At 71.2% G+C, this 16,163-nt stretch carries 17 protein-coding genes and 1 tRNA gene; 10 read left to right on the forward strand and 8 right to left on the reverse strand.

The window, feature by feature from the left end:
• The first annotated feature begins 175 nt into the window (after positions 1 to 175).
• The 4 genes from ABJI51_RS01810 to ABJI51_RS01825 all read left to right on the forward strand — a co-directional run bounded on the left by ABJI51_RS01810 (position 176) and on the right by ABJI51_RS01825 (position 4,560).
• Positions 176 to 1,156: a heme o synthase gene (locus ABJI51_RS01810; protein WP_348947095.1), complete on the forward strand. Its 981-nt coding sequence runs from the start codon at positions 176 to 178 to the stop codon at positions 1,154 to 1,156.
• Between the two features lie 8 nt (positions 1,157 to 1,164).
• A complete protein-coding gene (locus tag ABJI51_RS01815; RefSeq protein ID WP_348947097.1) occupies positions 1,165 to 1,749 on the forward strand; it encodes a hypothetical protein in 585 nt (194 codons plus the stop codon).
• Between the two features lie 62 nt (positions 1,750 to 1,811).
• Positions 1,812 to 4,049 carry a HelD family protein gene (locus ABJI51_RS01820; RefSeq protein ID WP_348947098.1) on the forward strand — a complete coding sequence of 746 codons (2,238 nt, stop codon included), beginning with the start codon at positions 1,812 to 1,814 and terminating at the stop codon, positions 4,047 to 4,049.
• A 10-nt stretch (positions 4,050 to 4,059) separates the two neighbouring features.
• The gene (locus ABJI51_RS01825) at positions 4,060 to 4,560 is read left to right on the forward strand and encodes an FKBP-type peptidyl-prolyl cis-trans isomerase (RefSeq protein WP_348947099.1); all 501 of its coding nucleotides are present in this window, start codon (positions 4,060 to 4,062) and stop codon (positions 4,558 to 4,560) included.
• Between the two features lie 54 nt (positions 4,561 to 4,614).
• Here the strand turns inward: ABJI51_RS01825 and ABJI51_RS01830 are convergent, their stop codons facing one another.
• Positions 4,615 to 5,523: a quinone oxidoreductase family protein gene (locus tag ABJI51_RS01830; protein ID WP_348947660.1), complete on the reverse strand. Its 909-nt coding sequence runs from the start codon at positions 5,521 to 5,523 to the stop codon at positions 4,615 to 4,617.
• Between ABJI51_RS01830 and ABJI51_RS01835 the strand changes: the two genes are divergently transcribed.
• The 3 genes from ABJI51_RS01835 (at position 5,476) to ABJI51_RS01845 (ending at position 6,836) form a co-directional block, all read left to right on the forward strand.
• Positions 5,476 to 5,564, forward strand: a tRNA-Arg gene (locus ABJI51_RS01835). The genes ABJI51_RS01830 and ABJI51_RS01835 overlap by 48 nt on opposite strands.
• Before the next feature lie 112 nt (positions 5,565 to 5,676).
• Complete coding sequence (locus ABJI51_RS01840) at positions 5,677 to 5,979, forward strand: hypothetical protein (protein ID WP_348947101.1); 303 nt, start codon at positions 5,677 to 5,679, stop codon at positions 5,977 to 5,979.
• Positions 5,976 to 6,836 (forward strand): ATP-grasp domain-containing protein, encoded by an 861-nt coding sequence (locus tag ABJI51_RS01845; protein ID WP_348947103.1) that lies wholly within the window; start codon positions 5,976 to 5,978, stop codon positions 6,834 to 6,836. The genes ABJI51_RS01840 and ABJI51_RS01845 overlap by 4 nt, the downstream gene beginning before the upstream one ends.
• Here the strand turns inward: ABJI51_RS01845 and ABJI51_RS01850 are convergent, their stop codons facing one another.
• Positions 6,837 to 6,959, reverse strand: a complete 123-nt coding sequence (locus ABJI51_RS01850) for a hypothetical protein (RefSeq protein ID WP_348947105.1) — start codon at positions 6,957 to 6,959, stop codon at positions 6,837 to 6,839.
• 439 nt (positions 6,960 to 7,398) lie between these two features.
• Here ABJI51_RS01850 and ABJI51_RS01855 point away from each other — a divergent pair, with 439 nt between their 5' ends.
• Positions 7,399 to 7,881 (forward strand): hypothetical protein, encoded by a 483-nt coding sequence (locus tag ABJI51_RS01855; protein ID WP_348947106.1) that lies wholly within the window; start codon positions 7,399 to 7,401, stop codon positions 7,879 to 7,881.
• 202 nt (positions 7,882 to 8,083) lie between these two features.
• Here ABJI51_RS01855 and ABJI51_RS01860 read toward each other — a convergent pair whose 3' ends face one another.
• From ABJI51_RS01860 to mptB, 6 genes are all read right to left on the reverse strand, one after another.
• Positions 8,084 to 9,001, reverse strand: coding sequence for an acyl-CoA desaturase (locus tag ABJI51_RS01860; protein WP_348947107.1), 918 nt, complete (start codon positions 8,999 to 9,001; stop codon positions 8,084 to 8,086).
• 63 nt (positions 9,002 to 9,064) lie between these two features.
• Positions 9,065 to 10,030 carry a COX15/CtaA family protein gene (locus tag ABJI51_RS01865; protein WP_348947108.1) on the reverse strand — a complete coding sequence of 322 codons (966 nt, stop codon included), beginning with the start codon at positions 10,028 to 10,030 and terminating at the stop codon, positions 9,065 to 9,067.
• A gap of 84 nt (positions 10,031 to 10,114) precedes the next feature.
• Complete coding sequence (locus ABJI51_RS01870) at positions 10,115 to 10,309, reverse strand: hypothetical protein (RefSeq protein WP_348947110.1); 195 nt, start codon at positions 10,307 to 10,309, stop codon at positions 10,115 to 10,117.
• Between the two features lie 85 nt (positions 10,310 to 10,394).
• Positions 10,395 to 11,180 (reverse strand): ABC transporter permease, encoded by a 786-nt coding sequence (locus ABJI51_RS01875; protein WP_348947112.1) that lies wholly within the window; start codon positions 11,178 to 11,180, stop codon positions 10,395 to 10,397.
• Complete coding sequence (locus ABJI51_RS01880) at positions 11,177 to 12,103, reverse strand: ABC transporter ATP-binding protein (RefSeq protein ID WP_348947114.1); 927 nt, start codon at positions 12,101 to 12,103, stop codon at positions 11,177 to 11,179. The genes ABJI51_RS01875 and ABJI51_RS01880 overlap by 4 nt, the downstream gene beginning before the upstream one ends.
• A 6-nt stretch (positions 12,104 to 12,109) precedes the next feature.
• Entirely contained in the window at positions 12,110 to 13,729 is a 1,620-nt protein-coding gene (gene mptB / locus ABJI51_RS01885) for a polyprenol phosphomannose-dependent alpha 1,6 mannosyltransferase MptB (protein WP_431605567.1), read from the reverse strand.
• Between the two features lie 153 nt (positions 13,730 to 13,882).
• Here mptB and ABJI51_RS01890 point away from each other — a divergent pair, with 153 nt between their 5' ends.
• Together ABJI51_RS01890 and sufB are read left to right on the forward strand one after the other, a co-directional pair.
• Positions 13,883 to 14,716 (forward strand): helix-turn-helix transcriptional regulator, encoded by an 834-nt coding sequence (locus ABJI51_RS01890; protein WP_431605552.1) that lies wholly within the window; start codon positions 13,883 to 13,885, stop codon positions 14,714 to 14,716.
• Complete coding sequence (gene sufB, locus ABJI51_RS01895; RefSeq protein ID WP_348947116.1) at positions 14,713 to 16,161, forward strand: Fe-S cluster assembly protein SufB; 1,449 nt, start codon at positions 14,713 to 14,715, stop codon at positions 16,159 to 16,161. The genes ABJI51_RS01890 and sufB overlap by 4 nt, the downstream gene beginning before the upstream one ends.
• Positions 16,162 to 16,163 lie beyond the last annotated feature (2 nt).

Below are 16,163 nucleotides of genomic sequence, written 5' to 3' on the forward strand. Positions count from 1 at the left end.
TCGCGGCCATGCGCAGGGGCAAACGCGGCCCGTCGCGGCCAGCCTAGTGCTTCGGCCGGTCGAGGACCCGCGATCACCCACGGGATTCACCACGTCTAACATCGGTTCAGGGTTCAGTAGGGCTGGTTCTTCGGCTACCCGGACTGTCCCGCCCGAACCTGACGCAGGGAGTGAAATGTCGTTGGTGAACGCTGCGCACGGACGCAGTGAAGACACCAGCGCCGTGCACCCGACCGGTGAACGACCGCACGGTGAGCGGCGAAGCCTCCGCAGGGTCGTCGGCGCCTACGCCGCGCTGGCGAAGCCGCGGGTCATCGAGCTGCTCCTGGTGACCACCATCCCGGCGATGTTCCTCGCCGGCCGTCAGATCCCCTCGCCGTGGCTGGTACTGGCCACGCTGGTCGGCGGGACGATGGCCGCGGGCAGCGCGAACGCGCTCAACTGCGTGATCGACGCGGACATCGACAAGGTGATGAACCGCACGAAGCGCCGCCCGCTGGTGAAGGACTCGGTGCCCCGCCGCGGCGCGCTGATCTTCGGCCTGGTGCTGGGTGTCGCCTCGTTCGCCGTGCTGTATTTCACGGTGAACCTGCTCTCGGCCGTGCTGGCCGTGGCGACGATCCTCTTCTACATCTTCGTCTACACGCTCGGCCTGAAGCGGCGCACGTCACAGAACGTGGTCTGGGGCGGCGCGGCGGGCTGCATGCCGGTCGTGATCGGCTGGGCCGCGGTCACCGGCACGGTGCAGTGGCCGGCGTTCGTGATGTTCGGCGTCATCTTCTTCTGGACGCCGCCGCACACGTGGGCGCTCGGCATGAAGTACCGCGACGACTACGAGCGCGCCGGCGTCCCGATGCTGCCGGTGGTCGCCACCGCCCAGCACGTCGCCCGCCAGATCGTCATCTACTCGTGGGTGATGGTGGCGTGGACGCTGCTGCTGCTCCCGGTGACGTCCTGGCTGTACGGCACGTTCGCCATCCTGGCAGGCGGCTGGTTCCTGTTCTACGCGCACAGCCTCCAGGCGGCGGTGCGGCGGGGCGAGGAGACCAAGCCGATGGCGCTGTTCCACCGCTCGAACACGTACCTGATGATCGTGTTCGTCGCCCTGGCCGTCGACTCGGCGATCGGGCTGCCGACCCTCGGCCTGCCGTTCTGAGACGGATCGTGACCGCGGCGGCCGCGGTCGTCGTCTTGGGCCTGCTGGTCCTCCTCGGCCGCGGCAAGCTCCCGCCCCTGGACGAGCGCCTGCTGACCGGCGGCTGCACCATCCCGTCCCGCATCACGGCCCTGCCCGGCCCGGCCCCCGACGGCGGCAGCGTGCGCATCGCCGAAGAGGGCCCCGGCGCGGCGGTGCTGGACAACACCAGCACCCTGGCCGCCTACCGGATCGTCGTGACGTCCGGCACCCGGACGGCCGAGGTGCCGGTGCTCACCCCGGGAGCGCGCATCGGCGTCGCCCTCGACCACCCGTCGGTCGGCCCGGTGATCTGGCTCCCTGCCGAGTCCCTCGGCGGCTACACACCGGTGACCGCGACCGTCGTCCCGGGCGGAGTCCGGTACCGGTCCTCGAACTGCCGCGCACTGACGAGCCGGGGTGCGGCGGTGGTGTTCCGCGACGCGGCCGGGCGGCTGGCCGGAGGTGAGGAGCTGCCACCGGCGAGTGTGTCGTGCGCGGTGGGGGAGCGGGTGGTGCCCGCCGCCGTCCGCGCCGGTGAGGTCTACCCGTACTGCGGCCTCGGGCCGGAATGATCGCGGGGCCGGGGTCGTTAGACTTGTCCGGCCCTTTTTTCCTTGAGGCGAAAGCAGGATCCTTGTCTTCGGACGACTTTTCCGCCGAGCTCGCCCGCGAGCAGGCGTACGTCACCACCCTCTACGCGAAGCTCGACGCCGAGCGCGCCGACGCCCAGCGCCGCCTCGACGAGACCTTGCAGCAGACCGGGGGCACCCCGCAGGCGCGCACCGAACGCGACGTCGCCACCACCCTCTACACCGACCGGCTCGCCCAGCTCGGCTCCGTCGAGCAGGGCCTGGCCTTCGGGCGGCTGGACTTCGTCCCCGAAAGCGCCGAAGAGACCACCTACATCGGGCGGCTCGGGCTGTTCGACGAAGACGACGACTACAAGCCGCTGCTGGTCGACTGGCGGGCGCCGGTCGCGCGGCCGTTCTACCTCGCCACCGCGGCGTCGCCCGAAGGGGTGCGGCGACGGCGGCACCTGCGGTCGCTGAGCCGCAAGGTCACCGGGTTCGACGACGAGATCCTCGACCTCACCGCCGCCGACCAGGGCCAGGACCTCGGGCTGGCGGGCGAGGCCGCACTGCTGGCCGCACTGGAGAAGCGGCGCACCGGCGAGATGAGCGACATCGTCGCGACCATCCAGGCCGAGCAGGACCGGATCATCCGCGCCCCGCTCGGCGGCGTCATGGTCGTGCAGGGCGGGCCGGGCACCGGGAAGACCGCCGTCGCGCTGCACCGCGCGGCCTACCTGCTCTACACGCACCGCCAGCAGCTCACCACGCGCGGCGTGCTCGTCGTCGGCCCGAACAGCACGTTCCTGCGCTACATCGGCCAGGTGCTGCCGTCACTGGGCGAGACCGGTGTGCTGCTGGCCACCATCGGGCAGCTCTACCCGGGCCTGGACGCCGACGGCGTCGAATCCCGCGAAGCCACGGAGGTCAAGGGCAGGCTGGTGATGGCCGAGGTGCTCGCCAACGCCGTCCGCGACCGCCAGCGCGTGCCCGAGCCGGTCCTGGAGATCGAGTACGAGCACGACGTCCTGCGGCTCGACCGCAAGACGTGCACCGACGCCCGCACGCGTGCCCGCCGGTCGCGGCGCCCGCACAACCCGGCGCGGCGGCTGTTCGTCTCCGACGTCCTCGACGCGCTGACCCGCCAGGCCGCCCGGAAACTGGGCGACGACCTGCTCGACGGGCAGGACTTCGCCGACATCCGCGCCGAGCTGGCCGCGGACGAGAACGTCGCGGCGGCGCTGGACGAGCTGTGGCCGGTGCTCACCCCGGAAGGCGTCCTCGACGACCTGTTCGCCGACCGCGAACGGCTCGACAGCGCGGCGGGCAAGCTGCTGTCCCCGGCCGACCGCGACCTGCTGGAAAGCGGCCGCGATGCGCGCTGGACCCCGGCGGACGTGCCGCTGCTCGACGAGCTGGCCGAGCTGATCGGCGTCGACGACACCGAAGCCCGCATCGAGCGCAAGCGCCGTGAACGCGAGGAACGCGCGTACGCCGAGGGCGTGCTCGACATCCTCGAACAGGACGAGGAGATCATCGACGAGGAGCTGCTGCGCGTCTCCGACGTCCTCGACGCCGAGCTGTTCGCCGAGCGCCAGCAGGCCCGCAGCGAGCTGACCGCCGCCCAGCGGGCCGCGCAGGACCGGACGTGGACGTTCGGGCACGTGATCGTCGACGAGGCACAGGAACTGTCGGCGATGGACTGGCGGCTGCTCATGCGGCGCTCGCCGAACCGCTCGATGACGCTGGTCGGCGACGTCGCCCAGACCGGCGCGGCGGGCGGGGCGCGGTCGTGGGGCGAGGTGCTCTCGCCGTACGTCGAGGACCGGTGGCGCCTGGAGGAGCTGACGGTGAACTACCGCACGCCTGCCGAGATCATGGCGGTCGCGGCGCGGGTGCTCGCCGAGGTGTCGCCGTCGCTTTCGGCGCCGGCGTCGGTGCGGGAGACCGGGGTGCCGCCGTGGTCGGTCCGCCCGGCTTCGCTGTCCGCGGAACTGCCCGGCCTGGTGGACGCCGAACTGTCCGCTGTGGACGGTGGCACCGTGGCGGTGCTGGTGCCCGCCGGGCGGCTGGACGCGGTTTCGGCGCTGCTGCCCGGGCGCGGCGAACGGCTGAGCGTGCTGACCGTCGAGCGCGCGAAGGGCCTGGAGTTCGACTCGGTGGTGCTGGTGGCGCCGGACGAGGTCGTCGCGGGCTCGCCGCGCGGGCTCAACGACCTGTACGTGGCACTGACCAGGGCGACCCGGCGGCTCGGCGTGGTCGTCACCGGCGAGGAGGTGCCGGCACTCTCCGTGCTTGGCTAGGGTGCCCGGCATGCAGAAAATCGGGAAGATCGTGGTCGTCGCCGCGGCGGCGCTGTCGCTGGCCGCGTGCGGCCAGGACGATCCGGTGCGGCGACCGTGCACCGCGGACGACATCAAGACGACGGGGAAGTTCGGCGAGGTGCCGACGATCACCATTCCCGACTCGTGCGACCCGCCGAAGCAGCTGATCACGAAGGACCTGTCCGAAGGCACGGGCGAGGGCGCGAAGGCCGGTCAGCAGCTGAAGATGAACTACCTGCTGGTGACCTGGTCGGACAAGAAGAAGCTGGACAGCTCCTTCGACCGCGGCGAGACGTTCGACCTCGACCTCGGCGCGGGCCAGGTCATCCCGGGCTGGGACCAGGGCCTGGCGGGCATCAAGCAGGGCGCCCGCCGCCTGCTGATCATCCCCCCGGACCTCGCCTACGGCGACGGCGGCGGCCGCATGAAGCCCAACGAGACCCTGGTCTTCGTCACCGACGCCGTCTCGGTCTCTCCCGCCAAGGGCTGAGCTGCTCCGTGAATGGCCCATTGCCGATGTCCGGCAACGGGCCATTCACGGCTTTCACGGGATGAGCAGCAGCTTGCCGGTGGTGCGGCGGCCCTGCAGGTCCTCGTGGGCCTGGCGGGCGTCGGCGAGGGCGTACTTGCCGCCGACGCGGATGGTCAGCGTGCCCGCCTGGACGGCGTCGAACAGCTCCTTGGACCGCCAGTCGATCTCCTCGCGCGTGCGCGTGTAGTGCACCGACGTCGGGCGGGTCAGGTAGAGCGAGCCGCCCGCGTTGAGGCGCTGCGGGTCCAGGGGCGGGACCGGGCCGCTGGCCGCGCCGAACAGCGCGAGCAGGCCGCGGATCTTCAGGCTGGCCAGGCTGCCGTCGACGGTGTCCTTGCCGACGCCGTCGTAGACGACGTCCACCCCTTCGCCGTTCGTCAGCTCGCGGGTGATCTTCGCGAAGTCCTCGCGGTCGTAGCGGATGACCTCGTCGGCGCCGGCTTCGCGGGCCAGCTTCTCCTTCTCCTCGGTCGACACCGTGCCGATGACCCGGGCGCCGCGGGCCTTGGCCAGCTGCACCAGCAGCAGGCCGACGCCGCCCGCGGCCGCGTGCACCAGCACGTCGTGGCCCGGCTTGACCTCGAACGTGGAGGCGACCAGGTAGTGCGCGGTGATGCCCTGCAGCATCGTCGCGGCGGCGGTCTCCAGGGAGACGCCATCGGGGACCCGCACCGCCACCGACGCGGGCACGATCTTGCGCGCGGCGTAGCTGCCGATCGACCCCTGCCAGGCGACGCGGTCACCAGGCGCGAAACCCGAGCCCTCGCCCGCCTCGACGACCGTGCCTGCCCCTTCGAGGCCGGGCACGAACGGCAGCTCCACCGGGTAGATGCCCTGCCGCTGGTAGGTGTCGATGTAGTTGACCCCGGCCGCGGCGACGTCGACCAGCAGCTCGCCGGCCTGCGGCGCCGGGACGTCCACTTCGGCCGGTTCGAGCACTTCCGGGCCGCCGGTCTTCGTCACCTGCACTGCGGTGGGCATGGGTTCCTCCTCGGGTCGGGTTCTCCCGGGTGCAACTATGGCCGACGCCACGCTGTTCCGCGTTCCGGCGGGTTGTTGGTTATCGTGCTGTCCGTGTCCGAATCATCTGAGACTGTCGTTGCCCCGACCGGCGCCCAGCTGGCCGCGGCCCGCAAGTTCGTGAAGGCGCACGGCAAGCCGTCCCGCGCGGTGGTGGAGAACATCGGCCGGGCGGGTGCCCGCGTGGTCCTGGTCGGCGCCGACGGCGCGCTCGGCGACGTCGTGGTGCCGTCGGTGGCGACGGGCGAGGCGCTGGTCGAGGCGGTCGAGGACCTCGACCCGGCGACGTGGGACGCGGAGACGGTCAACCAGGCGAAGATCGGCCCGGAGCACCGCCGCAAGATGGCGGGCAAGTGACCCGCACGGCGGTCCTGGTCGGCTGCGCGGAGCTCCCGAAAGGCGACGGCGACGAAGCGGCGGTGATCCCCGCCCTGGAGTCCCTCGGGTTCTCGGTGTCGTGGGCACCGTGGGACGCGCAGTTCGACTTCGCGGCGGCCGACGCGGTCATCCTGCGCGCGACCTGGGACTACCCGTCCCGGCGCGCGGAGTTCCTGGACTGGTGCGAGTCGGTCCCGGCGCTGGTCAACTCCGCGGACGTGGTCCGCTGGAACACGGACAAGGCGTACCTGGTGGAGCTGCTCGACGCGGGTCTCCCGGTGGTCCCGACCACGGTGGTGCCGCCGGGGTCGGCGGCACGCTTCCCATCGACGGAGTTCGTGGTGAAGCCCTCGGTGGGCGCGGGCTCCCGCGGAGCGGCCCGCTTCGCGGCGGGTGCGGACGCTGCCGCGCACGTGGCCGCGCTGCACGCCGAAGGTCACCCGGCGCTGATCCAGCCGTACCAGTCCAGTGTGGACACCGACGGCGAGCTGGCACTGGTGTACTTCGGCGGAATCTATTCCCACGCCTTCGCCAAGGGCGCGATGCTCCGCTCCACAATGGACGGATCGGGGCTGTACCTGGCGGAGCAGCTGGCCAAGGCGGAGCCACCGGCCGACACGATGGCCCTGGCCGAGGACGTCCTCGACGCAGCGTCGGCGCTGCTGGGCATCCTGCGCGCCGAGCTGCTGTACGCAAGGGTCGACGTGGTCCGCGGCGCCGACGGGCGGCCGCTGCCGCTGGAACTGGAGCTGACGGAGCCGTCCCTGGGCTTCCGCCAGGCGGACCCGAGCGCGGCGATGCGTTTCGCATCGGCGGTACGGCAGCAGCTGGCGTAGTCACCGCACGACCCGCATGGCGGCGAGGGCGAGGACGGCTCCGATGGCGGTGACGGCCACGGAGCCGGTCACCAGATAAAGCGCGCCGATTCCGGCCAGGCCGGCTTTGATCGTTTTCCGCACCGTACTACCTCTCTTCGTGGTGTACCGGCACGTCGAGTTCAGGGTGACTCGCGAAGTCCCGGACCGGGAATGATCTTTGGTGCTGCGGGAGATGTTGCTTGTCCGACTTTCTCGCGGATTATCAAGAGAACGGGAACTCGTCCGGTGGCGCGGAAACCGGGCTCGGTTGTCTCGTCGATCCGACCGCATCGCTGCCGTCGGCCACCCGGAACTGCGTGCGTAGGCCATCTGGGGATTGATCGTCGACGGAACCGGCCGCATTCTGCCTGCCGCCGGTTCCGGACGGCAGTACCGCATGGGCGCCGAACCTCGGTGATCGATTCCGGCAGCGGCCAGGCTCGAGCACCTGGACGGCGAAGACTGGCTGCCGTACGTGGACATCGGGCGCGCGGCCACGGCCGGAACACAGCCCGACGAAGGAAGCCCGGATGGGTGCCGCATGCCCTCCGAAGGTGCGCAGCCGGTGTTCGTGGAACGGATGCTCGTGACCGTCGTCATGCACCGGCGGATGGCGCTGCGCCGCATCACCGAGCGGGACATCGTCGCCCGCAGGGACGGCGTCGACGGCTACGACGTCCAAGCGTTGACAGGCTGGGCGGGCAATGGCGCCGACATCCCGGTGAAAGCGATCTGGAACTGCCGTCTCAGTGCGTCCTCCGTGCCGGTCAGGCTGCGGTTCCGGCGGAAGCTGAAGCTCGATGAGCCCTACCACTTCGTCTCCGAGGCGATCGACGGGCAGCTCGGCGAAGAGCGGAAGTGGATCAGCGTCACGGTCGACCACCACGGGGTGGCGCAGGGCGGGCCGCCGGCAGGGAGTCCGCGCCTGCTCGACGTCGGGGACGGGTTCGTGCAGCACACCTTCGCGGGGTACTGCCACCCGCGGGAGGAGTACGGGATCGCGTTCTGCTGGCCGCGGAGGTGATCGGAAGGAAGCCGCACTGCGCCAATGCGGCTTCGCTTTCGACCGAAATGCTCTCCGGGGTCCCTGGAGAGATCAGTTACCGGTGTTGCCGCCGCCTTCGCCGCCGCCACCGCCGCCGTGGTGCTCCACGCGATCTCTCCCTCTGTGTAGTTGTCGTACTGAGCAGATCACTTTCTGCGAGAACAGGTTACCGTGGGTGAGTTCAGGCTCGTTTGGCGGCCAGCCTTTCCGCCCGCGGCCACCGCACCTCCGTCGCCCAGCCCAGCCGCTCGAACAACCAGACCACCCGAGCCGAGACATCCACCTGTCCCCGCAGCACCCCATGCCGCGCACACGTCGGATCCGCGTGGTGGGAGTTGTGCCACGACTCGCCCATCGAGAGCAGGGCCAGCGGCCAGAAGTTCGCTGCCCGGTCGCGGCTGGTGAAGGGGCGGGCTCCGATCAGGTGGCACACCGAATTCACCGACCACGTCACGTGGTGCAGGAACGCGATGCGCACCAGGCCGGCCCAGAAGAACGCCGTCACCACGCCCCACCATGACCACGACAGCAAGCCGCCCAGAACGGCCGGGAGGGTCAGGCTGGCCGTGATCCACAGCCAGAAATAGCGGTTCACCCAGCGGATGTCCGGGTCTGCCAGCAGGTCCGGGGCGAAACGGTCCGCGTTCGTCACCTCGCGGCCGAACATCCAGCCCATGTGGGCGTGCCAGAAACCGCGTAGCAACGCTGCCGGTGACGTGCCGAACAGCCAGGGGGAGTGCGGGTCGCCGTCGCGGTCGGCGAAGGCGTGGTGCCTGCGGTGGCTGGCCACCCAGAAGATCACCGAGCCCTGGACCGCCATGCTGCCCGCGATCGCCAGCGCCACTCGCAGCGGGCGGGATGCCTTGAACGCGCCGTGCGTGAAGTAGCGGTGGTAGCCCACCGTCACCCCCAGCGTCGCGAACACGTAGAACGCCGCCGCGAGTGCCAGGTCGAGCCATGTCATACCCCAGCCCCACGCCAGCGGGACCGCCGCCAGGAGCGCCGCGAACGGCACCAGCAGGAACGTCTTGAGCACGATCATCTCGCCCGGGCCGCGGCGGTGGGAGATCAGCGGCTTGGGGACGGCGCGCGAGGTCATGGCCCGGACCGTAGCCGCCGGTCGCGACGGGGATCCCGCCGTGGAGTTACGCGGGCATGGCCGTCAGGCGGCGGCGAGTTCCTTCGGGGCCGGGGTCAGCGACGTCACCGGGCCGCGGTCGCGGCTGCCGGTCCACAGGGACGCCGTCGCGATGATCACCGCCATCGCGCCGAGGACGTGGAACGACACCATCGCCTCGGGCACGCCCAGCGCGTACTGCAGCGAACCGAGGCCACCCTGGGCCAGCGCGACCACCCACACCGCCGTGTAGCGCTGCCACAGGCTCTTCGGCGCGCCGACGCGCAGGAGCTGGAGGCCGAACACCGCGAGCAGGAGCAGATAGAGCACCAGGAGCCCGCCGTGGACCTGGGCGAGCGTCTCGACCGGGGCGTCGAGGCGGTGGGTGTTGATGTCGCCGCTGTGCGGGCCGGCGCCGGTCACCGTCGTGCCCGCGGCCAGCACGAGCCACATCACCGCCGCGAGCGCGACCAGGATCGTGCGGCCGGCGGCCGGAACCAGCAGGCGCGCGGGCTCGTCGCCTTCGCGGAACGCACGCAGCAGCAGGACGGCCAGCCAGACCAGCGGGGTCGTCGCGAGGAAGTGGATCGCGACCGTCCACCACTCCAGCTTGGCCAGCACCGTCAGGCCGCCGATGACGGCCTGCAGCACGACACCGCCCGGCATCGTCCAGGCCAGCTTGACCAGGCGCCTGCGGCCGGGGTGGTCGATCTGCACGCGCCACGCCGTGACGACGGCGATGGCCGCGACGACGATGACGACGCCGGTGAGCATCCGGTTGCCGAACTCGATCCACTGGTTGAGCGCGTGGATGCCCGGGTGGTCGACGGGCACCAGGCTGCCTGCCACGCACTGCGGCCAGGTCGGGCAGCCCAGCCCGGACCCGGTGACGCGCACGATGGACCCGGTGACGCCGATCAGCGCCTGCGCGAGGACGGCGGCGATCCCGACGGCCCGCTGCACGGCGGCGGAGGGATACGGCAGGCGGGCGACGAGGCTGGTGAACGGCACGCATCCGATGGTAGAGCGCGCGGAACGCGGGCTTTCGGCAGGTCCCGGCGCCCAGAACCGCGGCGCGGGCGCAAGGGACCTAGGTCACTCGGTTTTCTTTTCCTTCTTCTGGAACAGGCCGAGCGACTGCGCGGCGAGGCCGCCGATCAGCAGGACCGCGATCGGCGCGGTCCGGATCCAGAAGGCACCCGCGCCCGCCGACACCAGCAGCACGATCAGCCCGATCGCCACGAGGAGCAGGAGCAGCATGATCAGGACGACGCGGGCTTTCGACACCATGTGACCACCCCTCGGGTTCGGCTCCGGACCGGGGGACTTTCGCAGGAGCGGCCGGTGTCCCGTGAGGTCAGTTTTGCCCTGGACCTCAGGTGAGCTTCGTCGTCCGCGAAGCCACGGCGCCCGCGAGCACCGCCCAGACCGCGAGCACCGCGAGCGGCCCGGGAGCGAAGGAACCGTCCACCAGCGCCGTCCGCATGCCCTCCGCCAGCGCGCCCGACGGCAGCAGTTCCACGACGTGGGCCACCCCCGAGGGCAGCGAGGAAGGCGCCAGCAGGATGCCGCCCGCCAGCAGCAGCACGAACCACACGATGTTCGCCAGCGCCAGCACCGCCTCGGCCCGCAGCGCGCCGCCGAGGAGGACGCCCAGCGCGCCGAACGCCAGCGTCCCCAGCACCAGCAGCAGGATCGCCGACAGAAGCCCGGACAACGACGGGGACCAGCCGAGGAACGCCGCCACCACGCCGAGGATCACCGACTGGAGCGCCACCACCAGCAATGCGGCCGCGAGGCGGCCCGCCACCAGCAGCCACCGCGGCAGCGCCGTCGCCGAGAGGCGCTTCAAAACGCCGTACCGGCGGTCGAAGCCCAGCGCGATCGCCTGCCCGGTGAACGCCGACGACATCACCGCCAGCGCCAGGATGCGGGGCGTGATCGCGTCCACTTTGGACGCCGAGCCGAGCGACGACGCCGGGAGGATGTCCAAAAGCGACAGCCCGATCAGCAGGGCCAGGGGAATGAGCAGCGTCAGCAGGATCTGCTCGCCGTGGCGCAACGTCAGGCTCGCCTCGACACGCGCGTGTGTGCGCAGCATCCGGCCCAGCGAACCGCGGCCCGGCGCCGGGGTGAACGTCCCGGCGGGAAACGAAATCATGCCCGCAGCTCCCGTCCGGTCAGCTCCAGGAAGACCTCTTCCAGGGTCCGCTTGCCGACCTGCAGTTCCTCCGGCAGCACACCCTGCTGCGCACACCACGCCGTGACCGTCGACACCACCTGCGGGTCGACCGCGCCCGCCACCACGTACGTCCCCGGCGCCGACTCGCGGACCGCGTAGCCCTCCGGCAGGGCCGCGGTCAGCAGCCCGGTGTCCAGCCGCGTCCGTGCCTTGAACCGCAGGCCCGTCGCGCCCGTTTCGTCCATCGTCAGCGACTGCGGCGCGCCCGAGACGACCACCTTGCCGTGGTCGACGATCACCACCGTGTCGGCCAGCGCCTCGGCCTCCTCCATCAGGTGCGTGGTCAGCAGCACCGAGACGCCGTCGCGGCGCAACGCCGCCAGCAGGTCCCACACCAGGCGCCGGGCCTGCGGGTCCATGCCCGCCGTCGGCTCGTCGAGGAAGACCAGCTCCGGACGGCCGACCAGGGCGCACGCCAGCGAAAGCCGCTGCTGCTGCCCGCCGGAGAGGCGCTTGAACGGCGTCCGGCGCACCGAAGCCAGCCCGAGTACCTCCAGCAGCCAGTCCGGGTCCAGCGGGTTCGCCGCGCACGAGGCCACCAGCCGGAGCATCTCGTCGGCCCGCACGCCCGGGTACGCGCCGCCGCCCTGGGGCATGATCCCGACGCGGGGACGCAGCTCGGCCGACTCGCGCACCGGGTCGAGGCCGAGCACGCGCACCGTGCCCGAATCAGGACGCAGGAAGCCTTCGCACAGCTCGACGGTGGTGGTCTTGCCGGCCCCGTTCGGGCCGAGCAGGGCGAGCAGGGTGCCGCGCTCCATCCGCAGGTCGAGACCGTCGACCGCGCGGGTGGAACCGTAGCTTTTCACCAGCCCGGTGATCTCGACGGCAGGGACACTCACATCGGGTCACGATACGGCGTCGGCGTGCGCGCGTACCCGCGGGGACGGCCTCGACAGCAACACCGGCGCCAGCCGCCGCACGACCAGCATGCCCGTGCCGCAGACGACGATCGCCGCGACGTAGGCGAACGGCAGCACGTACGGGCGGCCGTCGAAGGTGCTGCCGGTGGGCGGCAACAGGAACGGCAGGGCCGCGCTGATCACCGTCGCGGCGACGCGGAAGCGGGACGTCCCGGCCGCCGCGGCCAGCGGGATGACCGCCCACAGCAGGTACCACGGCTGCAGGTTGATCTGCAGGATCATCGCCGCGCCCAGCGCGACGCCGAGCCCGATGATCGGCCGGTAGCGCCACTTGAAGCTGTCCCAGAGGAACTTGAACGTGATCGCGACGGCGACGAGGTAGCCGAGCGCACCGAGGATCGGCACCAGCGCGTTCGTGTGGTTGCCCAGGCCGAGCGCGATGCCGAGGACGCCGGAGAGGTTGGCCAGCTCGGCGGTGGGGGAGATCCAGGAGCGGACCAGGCCGGGGGTGTTGAACGTCGCCCCGACCCAGCCGAAGCCCAGTCCGGTGCCGAAGCACACGGCGACCAGGACCACGCCGAACCACAGCGCCATCGGCGCGCCCGCCAGGAACAGGTCCTTGAGCCTGCCGTGCCAGCGCCGGGCCACCATCACCGCGAAGAACGGCAGCGCGAACACCGCGGGCAGCTTCACCGCGACGCCGAGGGTGATGATCGCGACGCCGAGCCCGATGTAGAGCAGCTCGCCGCGGGCCAGCGGCGGCGGGGTGTCGCCCTTGACCCGGATCGGCAGCCGCCGGATGCCGACCTCCAGTCCGGCGAGCATGAGGCCGATGCCCAGCGCGTCGTTGTGGGCGCCGGCGACGAAGTGGAAGATCAGCAGCGGGTTGGCCGCGCCGAGCCACAGCGCCGTCGCGGGCTGGACGCCGAAGCGGCGGGCCAGCCGGGGCAGCGCCCAGACGATGAGGATGACGCCCGCCAGCGCGATCGCCCGCTGCAGGAGCACGCCCACGGCGATGCTGTTGCCCGAGATCGGTGCCAGCCAGCCGCCGAGGCGCAGCACCACCGGCCCGTACGGCGCCGGCGTCTCGCGCCACATGTTGGACACGCCCGAGGTGAACGGGTCGGCGACGCCGAGTGCCTGCGCCGGGCCCAGCACGTAGGGGTCCATCCCGCGGTGCACGATCTCGCTCTGGGCGAGGTAGCTGTAGACGTCGCGGGAGAACAGCGGCGGGATGACCAGCAGCGGCAGCACCCACAGCGCGATGGTGCGCGCGAGCTGGCCCTGCGATGCCAGGCGGGCGCGGTCGGGCAGGGCGAACTTGCCGAGCATCAGCCAGCTCAGCACCAGGATGCCCATGCCGGAGATGGCGATGGCCAGCGACACGGTGGGGATCCGGGTGAACAGCCGCAGCACCGGGATCTCCTGCACCGGGTTGATCACCGGGGCGGCGCCCGCGCCGAGGGAGCCGAGCGCGAGGAACAGCGACCCGACGGTGCCGAACCGCCGCACGACGTGCAGGCCGCGCCGTTCGTCCGGTTCCAGCGGGAGCGGTTCGAGGGGGCGGACGGGCGAGAGCGTCACCGGGTGGGCACTCTCGCTCACGAGCTGTGCCGCCGGTCGCTCCTGCTGCTCGGACTGCCCGCCGAGTTCGCCCACTGCCACGCGTGCAGGGTATCGGTCCGGCCCGGAGTGAGTCGGGTCACTGCCGGACACCCCGCCTTTGCCGCCCGCGGGGAAATAAGACACACTTGTGTTGTGAAAAAGACGGAGGCGGGTGACCAGGCGGGCGGCGACATGCCCCGCGCCGCGCATCCGCCTGTCCCGTCGCAGGTCAGCGCCGAGGGCAAGACCCGGCACGAGGTCGCCCGGCTGCTGCTGGAACAGGGTCCCATGACCGCCGTCGTGGTCGCCGAGCAGCTCGGCATCAGCCCGACCGCCGTCCGCCGTCACCTCGACGCGCTGCTCGCCGACGGCGAGGCCGAGACCCGGGACGCCTCCCGCCGCGGACCCCGCGGCCGCGGGCGCCCGGCCAAGCTGTTCCTGCTCACCGAGGCAGGCCGCGCCCGCTTCGGGCACGCCTACGACGACCTGGCCGTCTCCGCCATCCGCTTCCTCGCCGAGCACGCCGGGGAGGACGCCGTGCGCGCCTTCGCCGAGCACCGGATCGAGAAGCTGGTCGGCCCGCACCGCTCGGCGATCACCGGTCCGGGTGATCCCGCGGCGCGGGCGGAGGCCCTCGCGGCCGCCCTGACCAGGGAAGGCTACGCTGCGTCGACCCGCCAGGTCGGTGCTGGTGCCCTCGAAAAGCAGGCACCCGGCCAGAACGTGGGCGCGCAGCTCTGCCAGCACCACTGTCCGGTCGCCCACGTCGCCGCGGAGTTCCCGCAGCTGTGCGAGGCCGAGACGGAGGCGTTCGCGCGGCTGCTGGGCACCCACGTCCAGCGGCTGGCGACCATCGCACGCGGGGACTCCGCGTGCACCACCCACGTACCCGTCACGGCGGGTCAGCCGGCCCATCCCGAGCCGGTGAGAACGGTGTCCCCCGAGGGACACACAGCACGGATCCCGAATGGAGGGAAACCCGCATGACTGCCGCTGCCGAGCAGCGCACTCCCACCACCGCGCCACTGAGCCAGGAAGAGACCATCGAGTCCCTTGGCAAGTACGCGTTCGGCTGGGCGGACTCCGACGAGGCGGGCGCCAGCGCCCGTCGCGGGCTGAACGAGGACGTCGTCACCGACATCTCCGCGAAGAAGTCCGAGCCGGAGTGGATGCGCGAAGCGCGACTGAAGGCGCTCAAGCTCTTCGAGAAGAAGCCCATGCCCAACTGGGGTGCGGACCTCTCCGGGATCGACTTCGACAACATCAAGTACTTCGTGCGGTCCACGGAGAAGCAGGCCACCTCCTGGGAGGAACTGCCCGAGGACATCAAGAACACCTACGACAAGCTGGGCATCCCCGAGGCGGAGAAGCAGCGCCTCGTGGCCGGTGTCGCCGCGCAGTACGAGTCCGAGGTCGTCTACCACCAGATCCGCGAGGACCTGGAGGAGCAGGGCGTGATCTTCCTCGACACCGACTCGGGCCTGCGCGAGCACCCGGAGCTGTTCCAGGAGTACTTCGGCTCGGTCATCCCGGCCGGGGACAACAAGTTCTCCGCGCTGAACACGGCGGTGTGGTCCGGCGGCTCGTTCATCTACGTGCCGAAGGGCGTGCACGTCGAGATCCCGCTGCAGGCCTACTTCCGGATCAACACCGAGAACATGGGCCAGTTCGAGCGCACCCTGATCATCGTCGACGAAGGTGCGTACGTGCACTACGTCGAGGGTTGCACGGCGCCGATCTACCAGTCCGACTCGCTGCACTCGGCGGTCGTGGAGATCATCGTCAAGAAGGGCGCCCGCTGCCGCTACACGACCATCCAGAACTGGTCGAACAACGTCTACAACCTGGTCACCAAGCGCGCCAAGTGCGAAGAGGGCGCGACCATGGAATGGATCGACGGCAACATCGGTTCCAAGGTGACGATGAAGTACCCGTCGGTGTTCCTCATGGGCGAGCACGCCAAGGGCGAGGTCCTGTCGGTCGCGTTCGCGGGCGAGGGCCAGCACCAGGACGCGGGCGCCAAGATGGAGCACCTCGCGCCGTACACGTCCTCGACCATCGTGTCGAAGTCGGTGGCGCGCGGCGGCGGCCGGACGTCCTACCGCGGCCTGGTCAAGGTCGCCAAGCGGGCGCACCACTCGCGCTCCAGCGTGGTCTGCGACGCGCTGCTGGTGGACACGATCTCGCGCTCGGACACGTACCCGTACGTGGACATCCGCAACGACGAGGTGTCCATGGGCCACGAGGCCACGGTGTCCAAGGTCAGCGAGGACCAGCTGTTCTACCTGATGTCGCGCGGCCTCGACGAGGCCGAGGCGATGGCGATGATCGTGCGCGGCTTCGTCGAGCCGATCGCCCGTGAGCTGCCGATGGAGTACGCGCTCGAGCTGAACCGCCTGATCGAGCTCCAGATGGAAGGGTCCGTCGGCTAGTC

Origin of the sequence: Amycolatopsis melonis (assembly GCF_040064235.1) — a bacterium.
Taxonomy (GTDB): Bacteria; Actinomycetota; Actinomycetes; order Mycobacteriales; family Pseudonocardiaceae; genus Amycolatopsis; species Amycolatopsis melonis.

Excerpts from the sequence above, each read along its gene's own strand:
- ABJI51_RS01860 (WP_348947107.1), bottom strand. The coding sequence starts at position 9,001 with ATGACCTCGCGCGCCGTCCCCAAGCCGCTGATCTCCCACCGCCGCGGC.
- ABJI51_RS01870 (WP_348947110.1), bottom strand. The coding sequence starts at position 10,309 with ATGGTGTCGAAAGCCCGCGTCGTCCTGATCATGCTGCTCCTGCTCCTC.
- ABJI51_RS01810 (WP_348947095.1), top strand. The coding sequence starts at position 176 with ATGTCGTTGGTGAACGCTGCGCACGGACGCAGTGAAGACACCAGCGCC.
- ABJI51_RS01825 (WP_348947099.1), top strand. The coding sequence starts at position 4,060 with ATGCAGAAAATCGGGAAGATCGTGGTCGTCGCCGCGGCGGCGCTGTCG.
- ABJI51_RS01855 (WP_348947106.1), top strand. The coding sequence starts at position 7,399 with ATGCCCTCCGAAGGTGCGCAGCCGGTGTTCGTGGAACGGATGCTCGTG.
- sufB (WP_348947116.1), top strand. The coding sequence starts at position 14,713 with ATGACTGCCGCTGCCGAGCAGCGCACTCCCACCACCGCGCCACTGAGC.
- ABJI51_RS01875 (WP_348947112.1), bottom strand. The coding sequence starts at position 11,180 with ATGATTTCGTTTCCCGCCGGGACGTTCACCCCGGCGCCGGGCCGCGGT.